At 70.4% G+C, this 24,950-nt stretch carries 15 protein-coding genes; 6 read left to right on the top strand and 9 right to left on the bottom strand.

Going from position 1 to position 24,950, the window contains the following annotated elements:
* Positions 1-190: 190 nt before the first annotated feature.
* Positions 191-2,362 carry a CDP-glycerol glycerophosphotransferase family protein gene (locus ACIP89_RS00150; protein WP_402112096.1) on the top strand — a complete coding sequence of 724 codons (2,172 nt, stop codon included), beginning with the start codon at positions 191-193 and terminating at the stop codon, positions 2,360-2,362.
* Positions 2,363-2,590: 228 nt separating this feature from the next.
* Here ACIP89_RS00150 and ACIP89_RS00145 read toward each other — a convergent pair whose 3' ends face one another.
* From ACIP89_RS00145 to ACIP89_RS00125, 5 genes are all read right to left on the bottom strand, one after another.
* Positions 2,591-2,965, bottom strand: coding sequence for a hypothetical protein (locus ACIP89_RS00145; RefSeq protein ID WP_402112095.1), 375 nt, complete (start codon positions 2,963-2,965; stop codon positions 2,591-2,593).
* Between the two features lie 88 nt (positions 2,966-3,053).
* On the bottom strand, positions 3,054-4,568 hold the full coding sequence (locus ACIP89_RS00140; RefSeq protein WP_401921683.1) for a methyltransferase domain-containing protein: 1,515 nt from the start codon (positions 4,566-4,568) through the stop codon (positions 3,054-3,056).
* Positions 4,569-4,654: 86 nt separating this feature from the next.
* The gene (locus ACIP89_RS00135; RefSeq protein ID WP_402112093.1) at positions 4,655-5,806 is read right to left on the bottom strand and encodes a glycosyltransferase family 39 protein; all 1,152 of its coding nucleotides are present in this window, start codon (positions 5,804-5,806) and stop codon (positions 4,655-4,657) included.
* 357 nt (positions 5,807-6,163) lie between these two features.
* Entirely contained in the window at positions 6,164-9,700 is a 3,537-nt protein-coding gene (locus tag ACIP89_RS00130) for a CDP-glycerol glycerophosphotransferase family protein (RefSeq protein WP_402112092.1), read from the bottom strand.
* A 318-nt stretch (positions 9,701-10,018) separates the two neighbouring features.
* Positions 10,019-10,636: a TetR/AcrR family transcriptional regulator gene (locus ACIP89_RS00125; RefSeq protein ID WP_401921676.1), complete on the bottom strand. Its 618-nt coding sequence runs from the start codon at positions 10,634-10,636 to the stop codon at positions 10,019-10,021.
* 117 nt (positions 10,637-10,753) lie between these two features.
* On the opposite strand from ACIP89_RS00125, the gene ACIP89_RS00120 reads away from it, so the two are divergent.
* Positions 10,754-11,695: an ABC transporter permease gene (locus ACIP89_RS00120; protein WP_402112091.1), complete on the top strand. Its 942-nt coding sequence runs from the start codon at positions 10,754-10,756 to the stop codon at positions 11,693-11,695.
* Entirely contained in the window at positions 11,688-12,467 is a 780-nt protein-coding gene (locus tag ACIP89_RS00115) for an ABC transporter ATP-binding protein (RefSeq protein ID WP_390092898.1), read from the top strand. Before ACIP89_RS00120 ends, ACIP89_RS00115 begins: the two co-directional genes overlap by 8 nt.
* Positions 12,468-12,708: 241 nt before the next feature.
* On the opposite strand, the gene ACIP89_RS00110 is transcribed toward ACIP89_RS00115, so the two are convergent.
* Positions 12,709-17,742 carry an NAD-glutamate dehydrogenase gene (locus ACIP89_RS00110; protein WP_401921673.1) on the bottom strand — a complete coding sequence of 1,678 codons (5,034 nt, stop codon included), beginning with the start codon at positions 17,740-17,742 and terminating at the stop codon, positions 12,709-12,711.
* A gap of 428 nt (positions 17,743-18,170) precedes the next feature.
* Between ACIP89_RS00110 and ACIP89_RS00105 the strand changes: the two genes are divergently transcribed.
* On the top strand, positions 18,171-18,737 hold the full coding sequence (locus tag ACIP89_RS00105; protein WP_402112089.1) for a DJ-1/PfpI family protein: 567 nt from the start codon (positions 18,171-18,173) through the stop codon (positions 18,735-18,737).
* Positions 18,738-18,790: 53 nt separating this feature from the next.
* Here ACIP89_RS00105 and ACIP89_RS00100 read toward each other — a convergent pair whose 3' ends face one another.
* Together ACIP89_RS00100 and ACIP89_RS00095 are read right to left on the bottom strand one after the other, a co-directional pair.
* On the bottom strand, positions 18,791-19,462 hold the full coding sequence (locus tag ACIP89_RS00100) for an HAD family hydrolase (protein ID WP_401921670.1): 672 nt from the start codon (positions 19,460-19,462) through the stop codon (positions 18,791-18,793).
* A gap of 72 nt (positions 19,463-19,534) precedes the next feature.
* A complete protein-coding gene (locus ACIP89_RS00095; RefSeq protein ID WP_402112087.1) occupies positions 19,535-20,041 on the bottom strand; it encodes a DUF6912 family protein in 507 nt (168 codons plus the stop codon).
* A gap of 289 nt (positions 20,042-20,330) precedes the next feature.
* Here ACIP89_RS00095 and ACIP89_RS00090 point away from each other — a divergent pair, with 289 nt between their 5' ends.
* Entirely contained in the window at positions 20,331-20,750 is a 420-nt protein-coding gene (locus tag ACIP89_RS00090; protein ID WP_402112085.1) for an Rv3235 family protein, read from the top strand.
* 507 nt (positions 20,751-21,257) lie between these two features.
* Here ACIP89_RS00090 and secA read toward each other — a convergent pair.
* On the bottom strand, positions 21,258-24,086 hold the full coding sequence (gene secA, locus ACIP89_RS00085) for a preprotein translocase subunit SecA (protein WP_401921662.1): 2,829 nt from the start codon (positions 24,084-24,086) through the stop codon (positions 21,258-21,260).
* 241 nt (positions 24,087-24,327) lie between these two features.
* Between secA and ACIP89_RS00080 the strand changes: the two genes are divergently transcribed.
* Complete coding sequence (locus tag ACIP89_RS00080) at positions 24,328-24,915, top strand: GNAT family N-acetyltransferase (RefSeq protein ID WP_401921660.1); 588 nt, start codon at positions 24,328-24,330, stop codon at positions 24,913-24,915.
* Positions 24,916-24,950 lie beyond the last annotated feature (35 nt).

Here is a 24,950-nt window from a genome sequence, read left to right as displayed (position 1 = left end):
ACTTAAGGGTGTGCGTAGTATGATAAGTGGGGCCTCCATCAGCCGCGCGGCCGACCACCGCGGCCGCCCCAGCGGGGCCCCACCCTTCCCCTCCCCCGCTCGCACCGTTGCCAGCCCCATGCCCGTTCCACTGGGCACTCCGCAGTAATCTGTCTGCGCCCCAGTACGCACAGTCCGAGAAAGAGTCTGTATGCCCCGGCTGAGTGTCATCATCCCCGTCCGCCGCGCCCGGGGAAGCCTGCGCGAGTGCCTGGAGTCGGTGCTCTCGCAGTCCTTCACGGACATCGAGGTGATCGGTGTGGATGACGGCGCTCCGGACGGCTCGGGGCTCGTGCTGGACGAGTTCGCCGCGCTCGACAACCGGGTCCGGGCGATCCACCTGCCCGCGGGCGCGGGAGCCCACGGTCGGCGCAACGCCGGTGCCGAGCGGGCCACCGGGGACTACCTCCTGTTCCTGGAGGGCCACTACATCTACCTGCCGAACGCGCTGCGGGACATCGTGGAGCGGCTGGACGCCACCGGCGACCCCGATGTGCTGGTCTTCGGCCACCGCAAGCGCCCGTTCCGGGGCAAGACCCGGGCGACCCGGTCGCTGGAGCTGCTGAGCGGCATGCCCCAGGGCCCGCACACCCTGGCCGAGCGCAAGGACCTGCTGGACATCGCCCCCGTCTCCTGGAACCGGGCGGTCCGCCGCACCGTCGCCGAGCGCGAGAGCCTGGCCTTCGGCCCCGGCCCGCACGGTGAGCGCATGTACGCGCTCCTGACGCTCGCCGTCGCCGGCTCCGTCGCCACGCTGGGCACCGCCTGTGTCGAGCACCGCCAGCAGCGCTACCTGCCCGGCCTCGCGGACGAGGCGGAGCCCACGGCCGGCTCGACGCCGCTGGAGCTGATCGACGCGTACGGGGACCTGATGACCTCCGTCGAGGCCCGGCCGGCCCTGAGCCCCGTACGCGCGCTGCTCTTCGACCGTGCCGTCCAGGAGCTGCTGTCCGCGTACCCGGCGGTGACCAAGCGCCGCAGGCAGTACGTCAGCGCCGTCGCCGCGTTCCACAGCGCCCACCGCCCCGACGGCTTCACGTTCCCGGGCGGCGCGAAGGGGCTCCGGCCGCAGCTGATGAGCGGCGGGAAGTACGCCGCGCTCGGCGCCCTGGACACGGCCCTGGCCACCCGCCGCGGCCTGCGCTCGGCGCCCACCACGGCACGGGCCAAGGCGAAGAAGTCGTTCACCGCGCGCTACTACAAGGCGCAGCGCAAGCTTCCGCTCGACCCGAAGCTCGCCGTCTACGCCGCCTACTGGAACCGCGGCGTGAGCTGCAACCCGGAGGCGATCTACCGCAAGGCCCAGGAGCTGGCCCCCGATGTGCACGGGGTCTGGGTGGTGTCGAAGAACCAGGTGGACTCGCTGCCGAAGGGCATCGACTACGTGGTGCCCGGCACCCGCCGCTACTGGTCGGTGCTGGCCCGCGCCACGTACTTCTTCAACAACGTCAACTTCGCCGACCACCTGGTCAAGCGTCCGGGTCAGATCCACGTGATGACCCACCACGGCACCCCGCTGAAGATCATGGGGATGGACCAGCAGAACTATCCGGCGGCCGCGCAGGGGCTCAACTTCGACCGGCTGCTCAAGCGGGTCGACCGCTGGGACTGGAGCGTCTCCGCCAACCCGCACTCGACCGAGGTGTGGTCCCGCGCCTACCCGAGCGCCGCGCGCTCGCTGGAGACGGGTTACCCGCGCAACGACGTCTTCGCGACGGCGACACAGGAGCGGATCGACACGATCCGCGAGGGCCTCGGCATCCGCCCGGGACAGCGCGCCCTGCTGTACGCGCCGACCCACCGCGACTACGAGGCGGGCTTCACCAGCCGTCTCGACCTGGAGCGGTTCTGCGCGGCCGTGGGCCCGGACACCGTGGTCATGGTGCGCGCGCACTACTTCTACGGCGGCGCGGGCCTCCCGGAGAACCCGCAGATCATCGACGTCAGCGACCACCCCCGGATCGAGGACCTCTGCCTCGCGGCCGACGCGCTGGTCACGGACTACTCGTCGGTGATGTTCGACTACGCGCACCTGAACCGCCCGATCGTGGTGCACGCTCCGGACTGGGAGACGTACCGCACGGTCCGCGGTGTCGTCTTCGACCTGCTGTCCGGCAAGCCCGGCGAGACCCCGGGCGCCGTCGCGACGACCACGGACGAGCTGGCGCGGGCGTTCACCGACGGCAGCTGGAACAGCCCGGCGAACGAGGCGCTGCTGAAGGCGTTCCGTGAGCGGTTCTGCCCGTACGACGACGGCCGCGCCGCCGAGCGCGTGGTGCGCCGCGTCATCCTGGGCGAGGAGCCCGCGCCCGGCACGGCCTGAGCCGCCGCGCACGGCGAAGGGCCCGCCACCGGAGCGTTCCGGTGGCGGGCCCTTCGCCGTGCGCGGCCGGGGTCTTCCGTGTGGATCGGGCTGGATCAGGGAGCGGGGTCCGGTGCCGTGCGCCGCGAGGCGGAGGGTCGGGGCAACGCGGGGCGTTGTCGGCTGACGGCAGCGCCGCGAGGTGCGGTGCCGGGGCACGCGAGCCCAGCATGGTCCGAACGAGAGGCCTCAGCGCTGCTGGCCCGCCATGACCGTGGCGAGGCCGACGACCACGAGCACCGAGCCGCCCCAGGTCCACATCGAGGTCCGCTCGTGCAGCACGGTCGCCCCGGCCAGCACGATCAGCAGGTAGCCGAGCGCGTTGAACGGGTACGCGATGGAGAGCGGCACCTTGGCCAGGGTGGACATCCAGGCGAGGGCGGAGACCGCGAAGATCACCATCCCGACGACCACCCAGGGGCTGGTGGCGGCCCGCAGGGCGACGGAGCCGCCGTGCTCCCCGGCGGCCGCCGCGGCGCCCTTCATCCCGTGCTTGAGCATGATCTGGCCGCCCGCGGACGAGAACACGGCGAACAGCAGCAGCATCAGACTGGGAAGGGACAAGACCTTGCTCCTGACGGCGGCGGCCGGGTTCTCGGACGCGTGGGCTGCGGTGGGTGGGGGGACGGTAGTGGGTGGGGGGACGGTCGCCTCAGACGCCGACCCGGTCGGCGGGGACGTACTGTCGGTTGAGGATGTCCTGTACATCGACGTGCTCTCCAGCGATGATCGTCTCGGCCGCATGCGGGGTGAGCAGTGCGACGTGCTGATAGCCGAACAGCGTCGGCCTGATCCGGGTCAGCAGCCTCGAAAGACCGCCGAGTACCGCCGCGAGCGGGCCGCGCCCGAGTAGTGACCAGAACGGCGCCCCCGTCGAGGCGATGTCCAGGACGTCGTAGCCCGCGGCGCGCACCGTGCGGCGCAGGCTGGCCCGGGTGAAGAAGCGCAGATGCGTTTCGTCGAGGATGCCCCGGCGGTCGTAGTCGAAGGCGCCGACCGCGACCCGGATCCGTGAGTACCAGTGGCTGAAGTTCGGCACGGACAGCAGCACCTGGCCGCCGGGCCGGAGCACGGTGGCGACCTCGGTGAGCACCCGTTCCGGTCGGGAGAGGTGCTCGATGACGTCCCCGGCGACGACGTAGTCGAAGTCGGCGCCGAGCTCGGGCGGCAGTCCCTCCTCCAGGTTGGCGAGGTGGAAGTACGTGCACTTCTCGCGCACCCCGGGCACCTCGACGAAGTCCACCCCGGTCACCTCGTGGCCGAGTGCCTCCAGCCGCTGCGCGAACAGTCCGCCGGAGCAGCCGAGGTCCAGCACCCGGCCGGGCGGCAGCTTGCGCATCTTCTCCAGGATGACCGCGTGCGAGGAGCCGTCGCCCTCCTTGAAGGCGTACTCGACGGGCTTCGGGATCCAGGCGCAGGTGCCGAACCCCTTGACCGCCAGGCGGTATTCGAGGACGTCCTTGACGACGTCCTTGGCGTACTTCATGCCGTTGACGTAGCAGATCTCGTCGCCGTAGTACGTGGGCACGGGGATCTCCTTGATCCGCATTCCCGCGTCGAGCAGCTGGACGATGATCTGGGTGTCGAAGTCGAAGGCGTCGGTGTTCCGGTCGACCGGCAGCTTCTTGAGGGCCTCGACGCTGTAGGCACGGTACCCGGAGTGGAATTCGGTCAGCTGAGAGCCGAGGAGGCCGTTCTCCAGCCGGGTGAGAATGCGGTTGCCGAGCCATTTGTAGAGCGGCATACCGCCCTTGAGGGCGTTTCCGGACTTCATCATCCGGGACCCGAACACCGCCTCGCATTCGCCGCGTTCGATGGGCGCGACCATTTCGGGGAGCAGTTCCGGGGCATACTGTCCGTCGCCGTGCAGGAGCACGATGATGTCCAGTCCGTGTGCGGCCGCCAGTGCGTATCCGGCTTTCTGGTTTCCGCCGTATCCGAGGTTCTTGGTGTGCCGCATCACCACGGTGCGCGGCATTCCCTCCGCCTGCGACCAGCGGCAGCCGGCGGTGAAGGTCGCGTCGTGGCTGGCGTCGTCGAGAATGAGAATCTCGTCGACCCTGGACCGGAAATCCTCCGGAATCCGGTCGAGCGTCTTCTCCAGCGTTGTCTCCGCGTTGTACGCGACCACCAGGATGCCGATCCTGGGACTCGGGCTTTCCTTCACGGGGCGTTCTCCAGTTGCGCTCGGTGCTCGTTGCTGGGGTCGGGAACAGGTCGGTGTGTGGGGGGCCGCGGCCCTGGTGTGCGCGGTCAGTTGACGGCGGTACCGGAACGCTGCGACGTACGGGGAACGGCGAGCGGCGGGCAGGCGGCGGGGTGCCCGGCGGGTGTGTCCGGCCGGGTGGCGAGGATGCGGCGGACGCCGGTGACGAGTCCGGCCGCGAGGACGATCCATCCGGCGGCGCCCAGCTCCAGCACCGGCTCGCTCCAGCGCACCGCGGAGCGCCCGCTGTAGCCGAGGACGGTCGTCAGCCCGACCGCACAGCTGTACGCGAGCCCTTCCCAGAACCCGAGGACGAACGTTCCGGCGGCCGCCCAGGTCAGGTACTGGAGGCCGGAGGCGGTGGACAGGAGCAGCAGCAGGCCCAGCGTGACGGCGACGACCCCGGGCAGCTGCGCGGGCCGCAGCCACGCCAGCCAGACCCCGGCGGCCGCGCAGACCAGCACGAAGAGGAAGTGGCCGCCGCCCTGCATGAACGTGATGACGGACTCCGGCAGCCCGAGTACGTCCGCGAACCGGACGAGCCCCCAGAGCCGGTAGCTGCCGCCCTCGTACTCCAGGACGTTCTCCTTGAGCTGCTGCGGCACGGTCACCAGGGCCGGCCCCCAGACCAGCGCGAACAGCGCGCCGAATCCGGCGGCGAAGCGGACCAGCACCGGCCGGCCGCCGCGCAGCGCGGCGACGAACAGCGCCGGGACGACCACCACCGGAACGAACTTGACGCTGATCGAGAGCGCCGCGGCCACCCCGGCGGCCAGCGGTGACTTCCGGTCGGCCAGCAGATGGGCCGCGGCCAGGGCGAACGCGATGGCGACCGCGTCGGTGTTGCCGTGGTAACCGGAGGTGGCGATCAGTACCGGGCTGACGGCGACTCCGACACCACACAGCATCGCCGTCGTCCGGGCGGCCCGCCGCCGGACGATCTCGAAGACGAGAATCGCGCAGCAGAAATCCGCGAGGGACGCGGGTGAACGCATGAGGGTGGCGAACGACATTCCGAGTTCGGAGAGACCGTTCAGACCGAGCAGCATCCAGCCGGCCAGGGGCGGATGGTTGTAGACGGGCAGTCCGGGCAGCGGGTGCCCATAGATCCGGACGGGTCCGTACACGGTGACCGCCTTGGCGAATCCCGCGAAGATGCGTACATCGGCCGGGCCCGGCGAATTCGCCGCGATGACCATGCGAGTCAGGAGACCGACGGCCGCGGCAATGAGCACAACGGCTCTTGCGCGTCGCACGTCCCAGGATTCGCATCGCATTCGGATACCCATGAAAACAGAACGTAGCAACCCGGCGACGCTATGCAACGCACCGATGAGCACACTTTTACGGCGCACGGCTCGAATGTGCCGCGAGCCGGCGCAAACACCGGGAACGGAGAATCACCCGAACGGTTCAAACGGTCCGTGCCGTCCGTACGCCGGTTTCCGCTCACCGCGGCGGCGTCCGGGGGTTCACCACACGCCGGTGCCCGGCCGGTACGGGTACCGGCCGGGCACATGTGCCCCGCGGGGGCGGCGTTTCGCGCGGCGCGCGGACTACAGCATCCGGTCGACCACCCGGGCGGTCGCACGGCCGTCGTCGAGGTCGCAGAAGTCCCGCTTGAATGCCTCGTACGCTTCCGCGTGTCCCGCGATGGCCCGGACCGGGTCGCGCAGGGCCTCGATCAGCTCTTCGGAGCCCGGGATCAGCGGACCGGGGGCACGCTCCTCGAATTCGAAGCTGAATCCGCGCAGCGTGTCGCGGTAGTGCTCCAGGTCGTAGGTGTGGAACAGCATCGGACGGCCCGTCTGGGCGAAGTCGAACATCAGCGAGGAGTAGTCGGTGACCAGCACGTCGCTGATCAGCATCAGCTCGCCGACGTCCGGGTAGCGCGAGACGTCGCGGACGAATCCGGTGCCGCTGTCCGGCAGCCGGTCGGTGACCATGTAGTGACGCCGCACCAGCAGCACGGTGTCCGCGCCCAGTTCGCGCTCCGCGGCGGCCAGGTCGAGCTGGAGGCCCAGCGAGTAGCGCCCCCCGCCCAGCTGCTGGTCCTCGCGCCAGGTCGGCGCGTACAGCACGACCCGCTTGCCCTTGGGGATGCCGAGCCGCTCCCGTACCGCCTCCGCGACCTTCGTCCGGTCGGCGGCGTGGAAGAGGTCGTTACGGGGATAGCCGCACTCCAGCACCTCGCCCTCGAAGCCGAACGAGCGGCGCAGGACGGGGGTGGAGAAGGTGTTCGGGGAGACCAGGAAGCTCCACTGCCGGGCGCGTCCCCTGAGCGTGCTGATGTAGGCGGCGTTCGACTGGACCGTGCCCGCGAGCTCCAGGCCGATCCGCTTGAGCGGGGTGCCGTGCCAGGTCTGGACGACGGTCTGGTCCTCGCGGCGCTCGAACCACTCCGGCAGCTGCGTGTTGGTGACGACGTACCGGCTGCGGGCCAGCGCCTCGTGCCAGGCGGCCGAGCCGTGCTCCACGGCGACGGCGCCCGCGGGGATGACGGCCTGCTGGTCGCGGACCACCCACAGGTGCTCCAGCTCGGCTCCCCTGGAGACCAGTTCCTCGTAGACCGCCCGCGGCGAGTCGGAGAACTGACGGCCGTCGAAGGTGCTGTACAGGGCGGCCTCGCGCAGCGGCGCGCTGCGCTGCTGTGCGTAGGCGTCGCTCAGCAGCTTCTTGGCGCGCGGGCCGCGCTCGGAGGCGGCGAGCACCGGGGCGGAGACGACCAGGAGCTGGTCTCCGAAGCGCCGCGCGACGGTGTAGTCGCGGCCGGTGAGGGTGCGGGTGGCGGGCAGGGTGCTGAAGGCGGAGGCGGGGATGCGCAGCGCGATGTCGCCGCTCTCGTCGGCCGCGCCCTTCGCCCGGAAGAAGAAATACCAGTTGCCCTCGCCCAGCGGGAGCGGGCCGCCGGGTCCCTCGACGGCGTCGGGGCGCAGTTCGGCACGGAAGCGCCGGGCGTCCCCTTCACCGGAGAACTCGACCGGGAAGGTCGCCTCCTCGCGGTGAGCGCTGTTCTGCACCACCAGCTCGACGGGGTGTTCGCGGTCCTCGGGGAACGTGCCCTCCAGGCGGAGGGTCCCGTCGTCGGTCCAGCCGGCCAGCTCGACGTGGGGCTGCACGGTGCGGTCGCTGATCAGCAGGTTCCCGCGTGCGCTCGTGACGAAGGCGAGCTCGCGGCGTACGCCCGCCTCGCCGTCACCGAGCGGGTAGCGGCCGGGCAGCACCGGGCCGGGCACGTCGATGGGCGTGCGCTGGTCCTTGGGGCCGACCAGGTGGACGCTGTAGCCGAGGCTCTTCGGCGTGTCCTCCGCCGCCGGGCGGGCCTCGGTGACGGCCGCGAGCGGGATCTCGGCGGTGAAGCGGCGCCAGCCGGCGGCCGAGGACTCGGCGCCCTCGCCCACCGTGACCGGGAAATCGCAGGCGGCCTCGGTGGCCTTGTGGGTGAGGCCGAGCCGCAGTCCGCCCTTGGCGAGGCGGTCGCGGACCATGCCGGAGACGAGGACGGTGCCGGCGGTGTCGCCCGCGCGGTGGGTCTCGAACCGGGCGTCGATGCGCTCCGCGTGCAGGACCAGCTTGTCGCCGTCGAAGGCCGGGGCGATGCGGTGGTCGCCGTCCGGGCGGTGGACGGGCGGTGCCACGGTGGCCTCGCGGACGGAGGGGAAGGAGCGGCGCAGCAGGCCGTTCCTGGCGACGCCGATCTCCAGGTTCCAGTTGAGCTGCTTGGGGGTGCCGTCGGCGCCGATGCGGAGCTTCGCCGGGTCGACGACCGCCTCGAAGCCCGCTCGGTCGTAGTCGTGCAGGCTCTGCCGGGAGCGGGCGGTGGCCTCCGGCTCGTCGGTCCTGCGCAGCCGCAGCGGCACCACGTTGCGCCGGCCGGCCCGCAGCCAGCCGATCCGGAACTCGCCGCGGCCCGAACCGGCGGGCAGGTTGCGGACGTAGGCGTACCCCGTGAGGTGCAGCTTGCCGTCGCGCCACTGGGCGTCCCGCAGCCGGGCGGCGAGCGGGAGGTCGCGGTCGGCCACGCGCAGCACCTGGGCCGGCACCGGCGCCTTCAGTACGGGGTACTCGGCCTGCCGGCGGCGCATGCCGCGTGCGATGAAGGCACCGGGCTCGCGCTTGTCGTAGGTGAGCAGCGCGAGGAGTTCCTCCATGCGGTGCTCACGCACCAGGTACCACATCACGCGCAGCCGCAGCGGGAGTCCGTCCAGGACCTTCGGGTCGACCTGGTCGATGAACGCGTTGCAGTGCGTCAGGAAGGCTTCGCGGTAGTCCTCGTCGCCGTCGGGGAGGACCTCCATGAAGTACCAGAGGTCGTTGGCGAGGGCGTGTGCCTCGTAGTGGTTCTTGTCGGCGGCCGGGCGGTTCTCCGCCAGGAAGGTGGAGACCCCCTGGACGTGCGCGACCCGGTCGCGGACGCCTCGGACGACGGCCCGGCTGGTGGTGATCGAGCCCGGCCGGTCCCGCCAGTGGTAGACGGGGTCCTTCACGATGTCGACGGAGCCGGCCAGGAAGTGGGCCGGCAGCACGACGGGGATGTCCTCGTAGAGCGCGCCCACCGGGAAGGCGAACTCGTGCTTGTCCCAGAAGGAGCGGCGGAAGACCTTGTTGCAGGCGATCCGGTCCCCGAGGAGCTCCGGATCGCGGGAGACGTGGGTGCGCATCCGGGTCGTCGCCATCGGCTTGCGGAACATCGGCGACTGCTGGAGCTTGCCGTTGGCGCGCAGCCGCAGCACGTTGCCGGACGCGAGGTCGGAACCGGTCTCCTCCAGCGCCCCGACGAGCAGTTCGTACGCGTTCGGCGGGATGATGTCGTCGCTGTCGACGAAGGCCAGGTAGCGGCTCTGCGGATCGCAGTTGCGGACACCCGTGTTACGGGCGTGCCCGAGGCCGCCGTTCTGCTGGCTCACCAGACGGAAGCGGTCGTCCCGCGCGGCGAACTCGGCCGCCAGCGCCGCACTGCCGTCGGTGGACCCGTCGTCGACCATCACCACCTCAAGGTCGGTCATGGTCTGCTCCGCCAGGGACTGCAGACAGTCCGTCAGGAAGAGTTCCACGTTATAGACGGGGACAACGACACTGAGCCGTGGCGGCATGTTGAGCACGTCCGTTCATCGGGGGCCTGGCTGTCCGTATGGCTCAACCGTGGATACGGTCGGGGGTCACCGGTTACGGTCCCGAACGAGTGACTACGCCTGCCCCGCGCTTGCCCCGCGGGCATGGCCGATCGGGGTGACGGCCGTGCCCGGGGCTTCGCCCGGACGGCTCCGGAGCACATTCGGCGCATGCTCCGGAAGGCCCGGTGGGGCGGCCCGCCAACCACAGTAGCGGATGGCCGGGGACCCCTGAAAAACGTGCTGGGACACCCGTACGGGACATCAGGCCCGTGTGCGAACACCGCCCCGGGTCCGGATTCAGCGGGTGAGCGCGGCCACCGCCGAGACCGCCAGGTCGTCCAGGTATCCCGCGGGCAGCTCACCCCTGACCACCGCGAGGCGCCAGTAGAGCGGGCCGACGATCAGGTCGAGGGCGCGGTCGGGGTCGCTGTCCTCCGGCAGTTCCCCGCGCGCCACCGCGTCCCGTACGACGACGGCGGCGATGCCCTGCTGCGGGTCGAGCAGGGCGGCCTTGATGGTGGCGGAGATCTCCGGGTTGCGGGCCGCCTCGACGAGCAGGTCCGGGATGACCTGGGAGGCCAGCGGGTGGCGCAGGGCGTAGGCCGCCAGTTCGAGCACGGCGCGCACGTCCCCGTACAGCGAGCCGGTGGCCGGGGCGGGCATGCCCTGCACCGCGACGGCGGAGACCAGGTCCAGCACCAGGTGCAGCTTGGACTTCCAGCGGCGGTAGACCGCGGTCTTGCCGACGCCCGCGCGCCGGGCGATGCCCTCGATGGACATCCGGGCGAAGCCGACCGCGGCCAGCTCCTCGAAGACCGCGCTGCGGATCGCGTCGGTCACGTCCTCGCGCAGCACGGCGGCTCCGGCGGGGGCACGGCGGCGGCTTCCCGGCTCTGTGGTCATGGCCCGAATCATAGTCCGTGACGACGAAACGGTTGCGTTGCGACGCCACTGCGTCCTACCCTCGGCGTTGCGACGATACGGTTGCGTCCCGTCGCACGTGTGTGTTCCCGCCCCTCGACGAAAGCGATCGTGGTGAGCCAGACAACAGCCCCGGCGGCCCCGGTGGTCACCCCGCCGGCCGCGTCCCTTCCCGTGTACGCGCCGGGAGAGCTCGCCGCCCTCGCCGCCCGGCACGGGCTGACCGTGAGCGGCGCCCGGCCGTCCCTTCCCGCGTACGTAAGGGAGCTGTGGGGGCGGCGGCACTTCATCACGGCGTTCGCCACCGCCAAGCTGACCGCCCAGTACAGCCAGGCGAAGCTCGGCCAGATCTGGCAGATCATGACCCCGCTGCTCAACGCGACGGTCTACTACTTCATCTTCGGCGTCCTGATGAAGACGAAGCACGGCGTCCCCGACTACGTGCCCTTCCTGGTCACCGGCGTCTTCATCTGGACCTTCACCAGCAGCTCGATCACCGCGGGCACCCGCGCGATCAGCGGCAACATCGGGCTCGTCCGGGCGCTGCACTTCCCGCGTGCCTCGCTGCCGGTCGCGCTGGCCCTGCAACAGCTCCAGCAGCTGATCTTCTCGCTGGGCGCGCTGGTGCTGATCCTGCTGGTGTTCGGCCAGTACCCGCAGCCCTCCTGGCTGCTGGCGCTGCCGGCCCTCGCCCTGCAGGCCGTCTTCAACACCGGCATCTCGATGGTCATGGCCCGGCTCGCCGCGCGCACCCCGGACATCGCCCAGCTGACACCGTTCATCCTGCGCACCTGGATGTACGCCTCGGGCGTCATGTGGAGCATCGGCACGATGCTCCAGGGCGACCGGGTCCCGCACGCGGTGAAGCTGGCCCTTGAGGTCAATCCGGCCGCCGTCTTCATCGACCTGATGCGGTTCGCGCTCATCGACAGCTTCGACGGCGGTCAGCTGCCCCCGCACGTGTGGCTCGTCGCCACGGGCTGGGCGCTGGTCTGCGGCGTGGGCGGGTTCATCTACTTCTGGCAGGCAGAGGAGAGTTACGGACGTGGCTGACAGCACTTCGCCCGGAGTACCGACGGTCGTCGTCGACGACGTCCACATCACGTACAAGGTCAACGGCGCCCGCACCGGCAAGGGCAGCGCCACCTCGGCCCTCAGCCGGCTCGCCTCGCGCCGGCAGTCGCCCGGGGTGCGCGAGGTGCACGCCGTGAAGGGGGTCAGCTTCGCCGCGTACAAGGGGGAGGCGATCGGCCTCATCGGCTCCAACGGCTCGGGGAAGTCGACCCTGCTGAAGGCCATCGCCGGGCTGCTGCCCGCCACCAGGGGCCGCGTCCACACCCAGGGCCAGCCCTCGCTGCTCGGGGTGAACGCCGCGCTCATGAGCGATCTCACCGGCGAGCGCAACGTCGTACTCGGCGGACTCGCGATGGGCATGACCCGCGCCGAGATCCGCGAGCGCTACGAGGAGATCGTGGAGTTCTCCGGCATCAACGAGAAGGGCGACTTCATCACCCTGCCAATGCGCACGTACTCCTCCGGCATGGGCGCCCGGCTGCGCTTCTCGATCGCCGCCGCGAAGAACCACGACGTCCTGCTGATCGACGAGGCGCTGTCCACGGGCGATGCGAAGTTCCAGCGCCGCAGCAAGGACCGGATCATCGAGCTGCGCCAGCAGGCCGGCACGGTCTTCCTGGTGAGCCACAACAACAAGTCGATCACCGAGACCTGCGACCGGGCGATCTGGCTGGAGGCGGGAACGCTGCGGATGGACGGCCCGGCGAAGGAAGTCGTCGCCGCCTACGAGAAGTTCACCAAGAAAAAGTAACGCCCCCGCCCGAGCCCTCTGGCCCTCGCGCTCCGCTCGGGCTCTCTCACGCCGCCCGAGCCCTTTCACCACGCCCAGGCGCCCACTACACCCCCGAGCCCTCCCCCGAGCCCTCTCACCACGCCCAGGCCCTCTCAAGCCCGTCCGGCGTTTGAGGACACCCCCGAGCCCGTCCGGTGATTGAGGACGAGGCGGCCACCGGGTCCGCACCCGGCAGCCGCCTCGCCTCACCACCGCACCGCTACACGTGCGTACGCAGCAACGTCCGCATCGTCCGCATCGCCACCGACAGGTTGGCCAGGTCGAACGCGTCCGACCCCTGGATCTCCTCCAGCGTGGAGCGCGACCGCGTCAGGATCGCCGCGTTCTTCTCCTCCCACGCCTCGAACCGCTCCTGGGGCGTCGCGGAGTCGCCACCGACGCTCAGCACGTCACCCGTGAGCGCCGCGTGCGCCGCGTACAGGTCCTCACGGATGGAGGCACGGGCCATCGACTGCCAGCGGTCGGCCCGCGGCAGCTCGATGATCCGGTCCATCAGCTGGGTGATGGACAGCCGGTCCGCGAGGTCGTAGTACACCTCGGCGACGGACAGCGGGTCCGTCCCCGTCCGGTCCGCGATCGCCACGATGTCGAGCGCCGGGAAGGCGGACGAGAATCCGGCGACGCGTTGCGCCAGCTCGTCCGGGACACCCGCCTCCGTGAGCTCGTCCAGGATCGACCGGTACCACTCCTGGTCGGCGCCCATCAGCATCTTGGGCAGCTCGGCCCAGACCTGCTCGACCCCGGTCCGGAAGAAGTCGATCGTCCCGGCGATCTCCAGCGGCTGCGGCCGGTTGCCGAGCAGCCAGCGCGAACCGCGCTCGACGAGCCGCCGTGAGTGCAGCCTGATCCGGGTCTGCACATCGGCGGCCACCCGGTTGTCGAGCGCCTCCACGGCGTCCCACACCTTGGCGAGCCCGAAGATCTCGCGGGCCGCGACCTGCGCCCGCACGATCTCCTCGATCGAGGCCCCGGTCTCCTCCCGGAGACGGTGCAGGAACGTTGAGCCGCCGCTGTTCACCGTGTCGTTGACCAGCACCGTGGTGATGATCTCGCGCCGCAGCGCGTGCCCGTCGACCGCCTCGGGGAACCGCTCGCGCAGCTGCCGCGGGAAGTACGCGTGCAGCAGCTTCTGCAGGTACTCGTCGTCCGGCAGGCTGGTTCCGATGAGCTCCTGCGCCGCGGTGATCTTGGTGTAGGCGAGCAGCACGGCCAGCTCGGGCTGACTGAGCCCCTTGCCGGCGCTGAGCAGCTCGCGGACCTGCCGGTCGGTGGGCAGGAACTCCAGCGCCCGGTCGAGATCACCGTCGCGCCCGAGCCGGCGCATGAAGCGCTGGTGGGCGTGGAGCAGCGAGGGCGCCTGGGCGACCGCGTTGGCGAGCGCCGTGTTCTGCGCGTAGTTGTTGCGCAGGACCAGGTGGCCGATCTCCTCGGTCATCTCGGCCAGCAGCTTGTTGCGCTGCTTGACGGTCATGTCGCCGTCCCGCACCAGGCCGTTGAGCAGGATCTTGATGTTCACCTCGTGGTCGGAGGTGTCGACGCCGGCGCTGTTGTCGATCGCGTCGGTGTTGATCCGGCCGCCGGTACGGGCGAACTCGATCCGGCCGAGCTGGGTGGCGCCGAGGTTGCCGCCCTCGCCGACGACCCTGGCCCGCAGGTCCTCGCCGTTGACGCGGATCGCGTCGTTGGCCTTGTCACCGACGTCCGCGTTCGACTCGGCGGAGGACTTGATGTAGGTCCCGATGCCGCCGTTCCACAGCAGGTCGACGCGCGCCTTGAGGATCGTCTGCATCAGGTCGGCGGGCGTCATCTTGGTGACTCCCGGCTCGATGCCGAGCGCCTCGCGGATGTGCGCGTTGACCGGGATCGACTTGGCGCTGCGCGGGTGGATGCCACCGCCCGCGGAGATCAGCTCCTTCTTGTAGTCGGCCCAGGAGCTGCGCGGCAGGTCGAAGAGGCGGCGCCGCTCGGCGTACGAGACGGCGGCGTCCGGCTTCGGGTCGATGAAGATGTGCCGGTGGTCGAAGGCCGCGACGAGCCGGATGTGCTCGGAGAGCAGCATCCCGTTGCCGAACACGTCGCCCGACATGTCACCGACGCCGACGACGGTGAAGTCCTCGGTCTGGGTGTCGTGGCCGAGCTCCCGGAAGTGCCGCTTCACGGACTCCCAGGCGCCCCGGGCCGTGATGCCCATGCCCTTGTGGTCGTAGCCGGCCGAGCCGCCGGAGGCGAACGCGTCACCCAGCCAGAAGCCGTACGCGACGGCGACCTCGTTGGCGATGTCGGAGAACTTCGCGGTGCCCTTGTCGGCGGCGACGACGAGGTAGGTGTCGTCCTCGTCGTGCCGGACGACACCCTTGGGGTGCACGACCTCGCCGGCCACCATGTTGTCGGTGATGTCGAGCAGCGCCGAGATGAAGGTGCGGTACGAGGCGATGCCCTCGGCCAGCCAGGCGTCGCGGTCGACGGCCGGGTCGGGGAGCTGCTTGGCGACGAAGCCGCCCTTGGCGCCGACCGGCACGATGACGGTGTTCTTCACCATCTGCGCCTTGACCAGGCCGAGGATCTCCGTACGGAAGTCCTCTCGCCGGTCCGACCAGCGCAGACCGCCGCGGGCGACCTTGCCGAACCGCAGGTGGACGCCCTCGACCCGGGGCGAGTAGACCCAGATCTCGAACGCCGGGCGCGGGGCCGGGAGGTCCGGGATGGACTGCGGGTCGAACTTCATCGACACGTAGTTGTGCGGCTTGCCGGTGTCCGCGCGCTGGAAGAAGTTGGTGCGCAGGGTGGCCTTGATGACCGTGAGGAAGGACCGCAGGATCCGGTCCTCGTCGAGCGAGGCGACCTGGTCCAGGGCCCCGTCGAGCTCTTCGAGGAGTCCGTCGGTCAGCTCGGTGCCGGCGCTCTGGCGCTCCGGCGACATCCGGGCCTCGAAGAGCGAGACCAGTAGCCGGGTGGTGTGGACGTTGTTCTGGAGAGTGCTCTCCATGTAGTCCTGGCTGAAGGTCGATCCGGCCTGGCGCAGGTACTTCGCGTAGGCGCGCAGCACCATCGCCTGCCGCCAGTTCAGACCGGCGCTCAGCACCAGCGCGTTGAAGCCGTCGTTCTCGGCCTCGCCGGTCCACACGGCGGCGAACGTCTCCTGGAACCGCTCGCGGGCGTCGTCGGCCAGGTAGCCGCCGTTGCCGGTGGTCTGCGGCATCCGCAGCCCGAAGTCGTAGATCCAGGCGTGCGTGCGGTCCGCGCAGCGCAGCTCGTACGGGCGCTCGTCGACGACCTCGACACCGAGGCGCTGGAGCGCCGGGAGGACGGCGGACAGGGAGACCTGCTCCCCGGTCCGGTAGATCTTGAAGCGGCGCTCGCCCGGGGCGGAGCCGACGGGCTCGTACAGGCTGAGGGCGAAGTCCCGCTCGTCCTCCTTGAGGGCTTCGAGGCGGACCAGGTCGGCCACGGCGGCACGCGCCGAGTGGTCGGCCTTGTAGCCCTCGGGGAACGAGTGTCCGTACTGGCGCAGCAGCTCGGCCGCGCGCTCCTCGCCGCACTCGGCGTTCAGCGCCTCCTGGAACCCGTCGGCCCAGGAGCGGGCGGCCTCGACGAGCCGGGCCTCGATGCGGTCGGCCTCGGCGTCGGTGAGGGTGGTCAGCTCGCTGCCGGGGGCGACCCGGACGACGAAGTGCAGCCTGGAGAGGATCGACTCGGTGTTCCAGGCGGTGAAGTCGACGCTGGTGCCGTTCAGCTCCTCCTTGAGGATGTCGATCAGCCGGAGGCGTACGCCGGTGGTGTAGCGGTCGCGCGGCAGGTAGACGATCGCGGAGTAGTAGCGGCCGTACTCGTCCTGGCGCAGGTAGAGCCGGAGCCGGCGCCGCTCCTGGAGGTAGAGCACCGAGGTGACGATGGAGCGCAGCTGGTCGGGCGGCGTCTGGAACAGCTCGTCGCGCGGGTACGTCTCCAGGATCTGGAGCAGGTCGCGGCCGTCGTGGCTGTTGTACGTGAAGCCCGCGCCCTCCAGCACCTCCGCGACCTTGCGGCGGACGACGGGCACCCGGCGCACGGACTCGGTGTAGGCGGCGGACGAGAACAGTCCGAGGAAGCGGCGCTCACCGATGACGTTGCCCTCGGCGTCGAACTTCTTCACGCCGACGTAGTCGAGGTAGCTGGGGCGGTGCACGGTCGCCCGGCTGTTCGCCTTGGTCAGGATGAGGAGCTTGTGCTCCCGGGCCTTGGCGCGGGCGTCGGCGGGCAGCCGGTCGAAGGAGGGACTGACCGGGTGCGCCTCGTTCTCGGTGTGGTGCGGGTCGGAGCGCAGGATGCCGAGGCCGGTGCCGGGTACGGCGGCCAGCGCGTCGGAGTCCTTCAGCTCGTACTCGCGGTAGCCCAGGAAGGTGAAGTGGTCGGCGGCGAGCCAGCGCAGCAGCTCCCTGGCCTCGTTCACCTCGTCGTCGGCGAGGTCGTCGAGCGGTTCGCCGGGCAGGTCGTCGGCGATGCGCAGCGCGGCGTCCCGCATCTTCTCCCAGTCCTCGACGGTCTCCCGTACGTCGGACAGCACGCGCAGCAGGTCGGCCTGCATCTGCTGGAGGTCGGCGCGGTCGGACTCGCGGTCGATCTCGACGTGGATCCAGGACTCGACGAGCGCGTCGTGCGGGAGCTCGGCCTTGGCGTCCTTCGCTCCCTTGGCGTTCTTGCGCCCGCTCTGGGGGCCGGTGGAGACGCCGGCGCCGTCGGTGAGGACCTCGATCAGCTTGCCGGCCACATCGCGGCGGACGATGACCTGCGGGTGGATCACGACGTGGATGCCGCGCCCCTGGCGGGACAGCTCATTGGTGACGGAGTCGACCAGGAACGGCATGTCGTCCGTGACGACCTCGACGACCGTGTGCGTGCACGTCCAGCCGTTCTCCTCGACGGTCGGGGTGTGCACCCGGACGTTCGCCGTGCCCTGCGGGCGGTTCTCCGCCAGCCGGTAGTGCGAGGAAGCGGCGCCGAAGACATCGACCGGGTCCCGGCCGCCGATGTCCTCCGGAGCGGTGTGGAGGTAGTAGCGCTGGAGGTAGGCGAGCAGTACGTCCTGGCCCGGACGCTCCTGCCCGGCCCCGTCGCCGTTGTCAGCCCCGGTGGCGGCGACGTGCACCCGGGGGGAACCCCCCGGGCCACCGACACCACCGCCCGGACTGTTGTCAGCTACCTTGGCGGCCCGTGCGAGCAGCTCGGCCTTGGCTTCGTCCAGCTTGGTCTGCATGTCCTCTGGCTCCTGTCGCGCGCCGTTGCGTGACGTAGGTGAAAAAGACGACGTACCGCCACGACACGGGGTTTCCGGTCTGAGTCGACGCTATGCCGCAATGAGAGACGCCCGGGACCTTATTGGCCATTTTTGGCAGTCGGACCGGGCTGAGGGGATCAGTCGGGGCCCGGGTGCTGTGGCACTCCGGGCGCAGGCCGGGGGCTTCGCTGCCCCCGAGGGCTATCGCGCTGATCACGGGGTCCAGGCTATCTCGCCCGCCCCGGTAACCGTCACGAGCCGTATGTGTACAAAAGAATGCCCCGGACTTTGACACTCTGGACAGCGCGTCGTGCCGCTGTCCCGCACCCTGGTATCCGGAACCGGAGCCCGGAACAGGTAACCGGAACCGGCACCGGAACAGGCCGACGACCCGTGGGAGCCCAGCCATGGCACCGAAGATCCTGATCGTGACCGGCGACGCCGCCGAGTCCCTCGAAGTCCTCTACCCGTACCAGCGGCTGCGCGAGGAGGGCTACGAGGTCCACATCGCCGCCCCCACCCGCAAGACGCTCCGCTTCGTGGTGCACGACTTCGAGCCCGGATTCGACACGTACACGGAGAAGCCCGGCTACACCTGGCCCGCCGACCTGGCCTTCGCGGAGGTAGACCCGGACGACTACGTGGCCGTGGTCGTGCCGGGCGGGCGCGCTCCCGAATACCTCCGCAACGACGCCCGGCTGCGCGAGATCCTCAAGGCCTTCTTCGACACGGACCGCCCGGTGGCCCAGATCTGCCACGGCCCGCTGATGACGGCCGCGGCGGGCGCGCTGAAGGACCGCCGGGTCACGGCCTATCCCGCGCTGGAACCGGACATGGAGTCGGCCGGGGCCGCCTTCCAGGACACCGAGGTCGTGGTGGACGGCACCCTCGTCTCGTCCCGCGCCTGGCCGGACCACTCGGCCTGGATGCGTGAGTTCCTGACCGTGCTCCGCGCGAAGACCCCGATCGCCTGACGACGGGCCGCGCGGGCGTCGCCGCCGCTCCCGGCCGCCGCTCCCGCCGGCTCCTACGCGACGAGCCGCTCGGCCAGGGCCGCCGCTTCGGCCAGGGTGTCCACGACGGGCACCCCGGCCGCCTCCAGGCTGGTCCGGCTGTGCGAACCGCCGGTGTAGAGCACCGCTCTCGCGCCGACGTGGGCGGCGGCCACCGCGTCGTCCAGCGCGTCACCGATGATCACCGCGTGCTCGGGGGATATCCCGTCCAGCGCCGCGAAATGCCGCTCCATGTGCTGCGCCTTGCTGCCGCCGGAGCGCCCGGTGCGGCCGTCGACGCGCACGAACCGCGGCTCGATGCCGTATCCGCGCACCACCGGGACCAGCTCGTCGTGCCCGTACATGCTCAGCAGGGACTGGCTCCGGCCGGCCTGCTGCCACCGCGCGAGCAGCTCCGCGGCCCCCGCCGTCAGCCCGCAGCCCGCGCGCTGCTCGGTGTAGTGGCGGTGGAAGACCAGATCCATCTGGTCCCACTCGGTCTCGGTGGGGAGCCGGCCCATCAGCCGCTCGTAGAACCGGGGTATCGGTATGCAGTACATCTCCCGGTACTGCTCCAGGGTGATCGGCGCCACGCCGACCTCCCCGAAGGCGGCGTTGGTCGCACCGACGACCGCGAGGTTGTCGTCGAGCAGCGTGCCGTTCCAGTCCCAGACCAGATGTGTGCGGTGTTTCCCCTGCGTCCCCATGCCAAGAAAAATACCCGCCGCCACCGACAACCGGCGAGACAGCCGCTTCCTCGGCGGCTCCCGGCCTCTCCCTCAGCCGATCAGGTTCGGAATCTCCTGGATCCCGAACCACAGCAGCTCGTGGTCCTCCGCGCCGTCCACGGTGAACTGGGCGTCGTCGTCACCGATGTCCGCCGCGCCCAGCGCGGCCGCCGCCGCCGTGACGTCCTTGTCGGCCTCGTCCGAGTCGACGTGCACCGCGGCGGCCTTCGCCAGCGCCACCGCGGAGGCGATCGTGACCTCACCGAGCGAGGAGGCGTCCAGGATGTGGTCCGGGTCGGCGACCGCGTCCCCGTCCGGCACATCGACCGCGACGACGACCCGGCGGCGGGCGGCGCCGGGGTCTCCCGCGATCAGCCGCAGCGAGGCGGACGCGGCCCGGTTGAGCGCCGCGTACTCCAGCTCCTCGATGTCGTCGGACACGTACCACTCGCGCAGCCCGGGGGTCACCGCGTAGGCGGTGAGCGGGCCGGGGCCCAGTTCGCCCGCCCGGTGCGCCGCTGCGAGACCGGAGAGGGTCAGGGGGACGTACACGCGCATGGGGTGGCCGCTTTCGTAGTCGGAGACGTCCTCAGGATACGTGCGGCATCCCCCTTTGGGATTACCTCTACGGGCCCCGCCCCGTCCACCCGGCAACCGCCGCTCACCCTGCCCGCCCCGTCCCCGCTCTCCGCTCCACACCTGGTCCGCCACCCGGATAGGTGAATTCCGGGCCCGCTTCCCCGCGCCCTCGGACGCTTGCGGCCGGTCCGCCGCCCCCGTAGAAGGTCCACAGCAGAAGTTACCGCCCGGTATTTGCCGGGCCTCTGAAGCACGGGGGCGATGAGCAGTGACCATGAACAGGACCCGGCCCGCCGGACGGCACGACGCACGCAGGCCCGAGACCGTCCCCTCGCAACGCCTCCGGACACCCCGGCGCGTCCGCCCCCACCAGTGGTTCGCGGAACGTCTCCTGGCCGTCCTCAGCGGCCAGCGCCCCGTCCACTGGATGCTCGGCCACACCATCGGCGAGGCCTACGACCAGCTGGCCGAACTGGCCCCCGCCACACCGCTCAGGAGCCACGGCGCCCGCCCGGTGATCCGCATGTGCCGGGGCGCCCAGCCGGTCCCGGGCGTGGTGGAGGCCTGCGCGAGCGTCGCGGCGGGCGAACAGGTCCGGGCCATGGCCTTCCGCCTGGAACAGGGCCCCGACCTCCGCTGGCGCTGCGCAGCGGTGGAACTGGGCAGCACCCCGGCCCGCCACCCCTGACCGAAGGAGCCGCCCCCTCTGCCCGCCCCCTCCGGCTCGAAGGGAGCGGGCAGAGGGGGCGGAGGGGGTCGGAAGAGCGATATGCGGGCCTGTGAGAGCTTGTGGCGGCTCGCTGGTGCTGGTTTGACGGCGAGGAGTGTGATCGGGCTCGTACGGGCCCTTGGCGGGGGTGTGAGGGTGGTTGGGGTGGGCCGGCTTGGGGTCGGCCTGGTTGTGCGCCGGGTTGCTCGGGGGTGGCTCGGTCCGCGTCCCGGCGGGGCCGACGGTGGTCCCGGTCAACTTCAGTGCGGGTCGGACCAGGCCTCGACCGGCCCGACCCGGGGTCCGGGGTGGAGCCCGGTTACGGGAAGGGGCGGGCAGGGGAACAGGCCCGCCGCAGGCGCACCCACCCCACTCGCCGCACCCACCACATCCGCCCCACCCCACCGCCATACACAACGGCCGGGGCCGGGCACCCGAACGGTGCCCGGCCCCGGCCGTCATCCAGAATCCAGCGGTCAGCGCGCGCTACTTCTTGCGGCGCCGCCCACCCCCGCCACTCTTCTGCGCCTTGCGCCGCTCAGCCCGAGTAAGCCCGTCGGACTCACCGGCCCCCGCACCAACCGCGTCACCGTCGACGTTGGAGAAGTCGCCCTCGACGACACCGCCCTCCCCGTCCACCGTGGGAGCGGAGAAGTGCAGCCGGTCGGGACGCTGCGGAGCGTCGAGCCCCTTCGCCCGGATCTCCGGACGCGCCGCCGGAACGGCGTCCTCCTTGGTCAGCGAGGTCGCCGCCGAGTCCTGCACCGGCACCTCCTCGACCTGCTGCTCAACCTGGACCTCCAGGTTGAACAGATAGCCGACGGACTCCTCCTTGATGCCCTCCATCATGGCGTTGAACATGTCGAAGCCCTCGCGCTGGTACTCGACCAGCGGGTCCTTCTGCGCCATGGCCCGCAGGCCGATGCCCTCCTGGAGATAGTCCATCTCGTAGAGGTGCTCACGCCACTTGCGGTCCAGCACGGACAGCACCACACGGCGCTCCAGCTCGCGCATGATGTCGGAGCCGAGCGTCTTCTCACGCTCGTCGTACTGCTCGTGGATGTCGTCCTTGACGGACTCCGCGATGAACTCGGCTGTGACCCCGGCGAGATCCCCGGCGGCCTCCTCCAGCTCGACGACCGTGACCTTCACCGGGTAGAGCTGCTTGAACGCGCCCCACAGCCGGTCCAGGTCCCACTCCTCGGCGAACCCCTCCGCCGTCTCCTGGCGGATGTAGTCGTCGATCGTGTCGTCCATGAAGTGACGGATCTGGTCCTGGAGGTCCTCGCCCTCCAGCACCCGGCGCCGCTCGCCGTAGATGACCTCACGCTGCCGGTTGAGCACCTCGTCGTACTTCAGGACGTTCTTACGCGTCTCGAAGTTCTGCTGCTCGACCTGCGACTGGGCCGACGCGATCGCCCGGGTCACCATCTTGTTCTCGATCGGGACGTCGTCCGGCACATTGGCCATCGACATCACGCGCTCGACCATCTGCGCCTTGAACAGACGCATCAGGTCGTCACCCAGCGACAGGTAGAAGCGGGACTCGCCCGGGTCGCCCTGACGGCCGGAACGGCCGCGCAGCTGGTTGTCGATACGGCGCGACTCGTGCCGCTCCGTGCCCAGGACGTAGAGCCCGCCGAGGTCCTTGACCTCGTCGTGCTCCGCCTTCACCGCCAGCTCGGCCTTCTCCAGCGCCGCGGGCAGCGCGGCGGCCCACTCCTCGACGTGCTCGACCGGGTCGAGCCCGCGCTGCCGCAGATCCGCCTCTGCCAGATCGTCGGGGTTGCCGCCCAGCTTGATGTCCGTACCGCGGCCCGCCATGTTCGTCGCGACCGTGACGGCGCCCTTGCGGCCGGCCTGCGCGATGATCGGCGCCTCCCGGTCGTGCTGCTTGGCGTTGAGGACCTCGTGCTGCACACCGCGCTTGGAGAGCTGCTGCGAGAGGTACTCGGACTTCTCGACCGAGGTGGTACCGACCAGGATCGGCTGGCCCTTCTCGTGCTTCTCCGCGATGTCGTCGACGACGGCGGCGAACTTCGCGACCTCGGTGCGGTAGATCAGGTCCGACTGGTCGGCCCGGACCATCGGCCGGTTGGTCGGGATCGGCACCACGCCGAGCTTGTAGATCTGGTGGAACTCGGCGGCCTCGGTCATCGCCGTACCGGTCATGCCGGAGAGCTTGCCGTAGAGGCGGAAGAAGTTCTGGAGGGTGATCGTGGCAAGGGTCTGGTTCTCGTCCTTGATGTCCACCCCTTCCTTCGCCTCGATCGCCTGGTGCATGCCCTCGTTGTAACGGCGGCCGGCGAGGATACGGCCGGTGTGCTCGTCGACGATCATGACTTCGCCGTCGATGACGACGTAGTCCTTGTCCTTCTTGAAGAGTTCCTTGGCCTTGATGGCGTTGTTGAGGTACCCGACGAGGGGGGTGTTCACCGACTCGTAGAGGTTCTCGATGCCGAGCCAGTCCTCCACCTTCGCGACACCGGGCTCGTGGATCGCGACGGTCCGCTTCTTCTCGTCGACCTCGTAGTCGCCGGTCTCCTCGATGCCCTTGAGCGGGTTGCCCGCCTCGCCCTTGGTCAGCCGGGTGACCAGCTTGGCGAAGTCGCCGTACCACTTGGTGGCCTGGTCGGCGGGGCCGGAGATGATCAGCGGTGTACGGGCCTCGTCGACCAGGATCGAGTCGACCTCGTCGACGATCGCGAAGTTGTGACCGCGCTGGACGAGCTCGTCCTGCGACCACGCCATGTTGTCGCGGAGGTAGTCGAAACCGAACTCGTTGTTCGTGCCGTACGTGATGTCGCAGCCGTACTGCTCGCGGCGCTGGGCCGGAGTCATGTTGGCGATGATGCAGCCGACACTCAGTCCGAGGAACTTGTGGACCCGGCCCATCATCTCCGAGTCACGCTCGGCCAGATAGTCGTTGACCGTGATCAGGTGCACGCCCTTGCCGGAGAGCGCGTTGAGATACGCGGGCAGCGTGCCGACCAGGGTCTTGCCCTCACCGGTCTTCATCTCGGCCACATAGCCGAGGTGCAGGGCTGCGCCGCCCATCATCTGAACGTCGTAATGGCGCTGTCCGAGGACTCGCTTGGCGGCCTCACGGACGGTCGCGAATGCTTCGGGAAGCAGGTCGTCCAGGCTCTCGCCGTCCGCGTACCGTTCCTTGTACTCGTCGGTGAGCGCCCGCAGCTCGGCGTCGGAGAGGTTGACGAAGTCCTCTTCGATGGAGCTGACCTGGTCCGCGATGCGGTGCAGTTTGCGCAGGATCTTGCCTTCGCCTGCACGCATGAGCTTGTTGAAGACGGACACTGAGGCTGGTCTCCTTGCCGGTCGGGCCTGGCACTGGGTCGTGTTATGGACTCTGGCGCGGGCACGGCAGGTGGGCCCCACCGCAACGGCCATCGTAAGCGAGGACCCCGCCGCGCCGGGAGGGCTGCCACCGCCTTGAGCTCGCAGTGCCCTCCCGGATCAACGGACGAAGGGCGCCGAAGGTGCCGGGAAGGGCGAAAAGTGCTCGCCTCCCGCCCCGGCCGGTCAGCAGAATCCGTACATGGAACCGATCACCCTCACCACCGACCGCCTGCTGCTGCGCCCCTTCGCCCCCGGCGACGCGGCCGAGGTGTACGCCGCCTGTCAGGACCCCGACATCCAGCGCTGGACGGTCGTCCCCTCGCCGTACAGCCGCACCGACGCGGAGCTCTTCACCGGCCGGTTCTCGCCCGCCGGCTGGCAGGACGACTCCATGTACAACTTCGCCGTCGTACTGCGTGACGGCGGGGCGCTGACCGGTGCCCTCGGCATCAACCGGGGCACCCAGCCGGGCACCTACGAGGTGGGTTTCTGGATCGCGGGGGAGCACCGCGGCCGCGGCTACATGACGGAAGCGGTCCGCCGCGCCGCTCACTGGACCTTCACCTCGCTCGGCGGGGACCGGCTGGAGTGGCGGGCCGAGACCGGCAACGTCCCCTCACGGGCCGTGGCGCTGCGGGCCGGCTTCCTCATGGAGGGCGACCAGCGCTCCGGGCTGCTCAACAAGGGGGTGCGCCGCGATACGTGGACCGGCGCGCTGCTCCCGTCCGACCTCGGGCTGCCGGGGACCCGCGCCTACCTTCCGGCGCACGCCCCCGCCCGTCCGTGAGCACCGCGGAGGCCGGGCGGGAGTTGTCAGTGCCG

The organism is Streptomyces sp. NPDC088730 (assembly GCF_044751215.1).
GTDB lineage: Bacteria > Actinomycetota > Actinomycetes > Streptomycetales > Streptomycetaceae > Streptomyces.
The sequence above is the reverse complement of the archived record's forward strand: the minus strand, read 5'-3'. Positions and strand labels throughout refer to the sequence as shown.